Origin of the sequence: Fluviicoccus sp., from assembly GCF_030646115.1 — a bacterium.
In the GTDB taxonomy this organism is placed as follows: Bacteria; Pseudomonadota; Gammaproteobacteria; order Pseudomonadales; family Moraxellaceae; genus Fluviicoccus.
The window spans coordinates 1-1,851 of sequence record NZ_JAUSMX010000001.1; the positions used below are offsets into that span (position 1 = coordinate 1).

Genomic DNA, 1,851 nt, shown 5'->3' on the forward strand with positions numbered 1-1,851 from the left:
GCGTCTTACCTGAACTTCGTCACCACTAAAAACACCCACAACGTAGAAGTGCATAACTTCGGCACCTTGAGCGGTGACATCAGCGCGGCTGGTGTGGCGACCTTGACCATTGACCTGAACTCGGTGAATACCGCTGTCGCCCTGCGCGATCAACGTATGCGCGATCTGTTGTTCCAAACCGCCACCTACCCCACCGCGACGGTAACTGTGGCTGTACCTGCCACCTTGATCAGCAGCCTGGCCGTTGGACAATCTGCCACCACCGACATCTCAGCCAGCCTGAACCTGCACGGTGTTAACGGCTCGATTACCACCAAAGTCTCCGTACAGAAACTGTCTGCCAACCGCGTTCTGGTGCAAAGCCTGTCACCGATTCTGGTGAAAGCCGGCGATTACGCACTGACCGATGGTGTTGAAGCACTGCGCGCTGCGGTAGGCATTGCCTCGATCAGCGTTGCCGTACCCGTGGACTTCGCGCTCGTCTTTGACGCCCGTTAATTGGATGCAGCCAAGAGAGAACCTATCATGAAAAAATTATTGAAACTGTCGATGCTCTCCTGCGGGGTAACCCTGGGCATCATGGCTTCCAGCGGCGCTATCGCTCAGGGAGCCTGTACCGTGGACTACGCCTCAGTGAACAGCTGGGGAAATGGTGCACAAATCAAGACTACCATTACCAATACCAGCGCAGCCAAAACCAGCTGGGAACTCTGCTGGACTTACGCAGGCAATGACACCATTGCCAACCTCTGGGATGGTGTACACACCCAGACGGGCAAAAATGTCTGCGTGAAGAACGCCGGTTATAACGCCAACCTGCCCGCCAATGGCTCCGTGTCGTTCGGGTTTATCGTCAACAACCCGGGCACCGTACCCTCCAGCTTTACGCTCAATGGCGTGAGCTGTGGCGGCATAGCTACCAGCAGCGTGCCTGTTGTCAGTAGCAGTAGTCGTAGCAGCACGCCAACGACCAGCAGCCGTAGCAGCAGTTCAGTGGCCAACACCACCGCCGCCCGCTGGTTACTCGATGCGACCAACTCGACCTTTAACTTTGTTACCGTGAAGAAAAGCACCGCCGGCGTGGAAACACCCGAAAGTATGACCTTCAGCCAGTTGCAAGGCACTGTGTCCAGCACCGGACAGGCTACCCTGACCATTCCGCTGGCCAGTATCAGCACCGGTAACGTCATTCGCGATCCACGCATGCAGAGCCTGCTGTTTGAATCCGCTTACCTGCCCAGCCTGCACTTCACTACCCAGCTTGACCTGGCGGTGATTGATGCCATGGCGGCCGGTAGCACCAGCGTTCAGTCAGTCACCGGCAACCTGGTTCTGCACGGTATCGTCAAGTCAGTGGTGTTTGATGCACTGGTAGTGAAACACGCCAACAACAGCGTCAGCTTCTCCCCGCGCAGACCGATCGTGATCAACTCTGTTGATTTCGATTTGAATGCCGGTGTTGAAGCCCTGCGTGCTGTGGCTGGCCTCTCTACCGTTGGTGAGAAAGTCCCGGTGTACTTCAAGATGTTCCTGAACCGCGACAACCCCACCAACGTGCCTGCAATCAGCCTGGCGACTGCGCCTAATGCAGCCATCAGCCTGAGCGGTACGGTAAGCAACGCCACTGGCGCTGCCAACCTCAACTGGACGGATGTGAGCAACAACGAAACCGGCTTCCTGGTGCGCCGTAAAGGGGCTGATGGCCGCTGGATGACCACCAGCAACAATGCCGCTAACACTGTCAGCTTCATTGACAGCCTGACTGCTGCTGGCAGCTATGACTACAAAGTCATCAGCTACGCTGACAGTATCCCGGCGACAGCGACTGGCGCATTGACTCTGGTGTATGCC

Annotated in this window: 2 protein-coding genes; both read left to right on the forward strand. The window is 56.7% G+C overall.

The window, feature by feature from the left end; genetic code table 11:
• Positions 1-498 (forward strand): YceI family protein (locus Q7T36_RS00005; protein ID WP_304842673.1); only part of this gene is annotated, 498 nt, incomplete at its 5' end.
• Between the two features lie 27 nt (positions 499-525).
• On the forward strand, positions 526-1,851 hold a 1,326-nt coding region (locus Q7T36_RS00010), incomplete at its 3' end, for a cellulose binding domain-containing protein (RefSeq protein ID WP_304842675.1).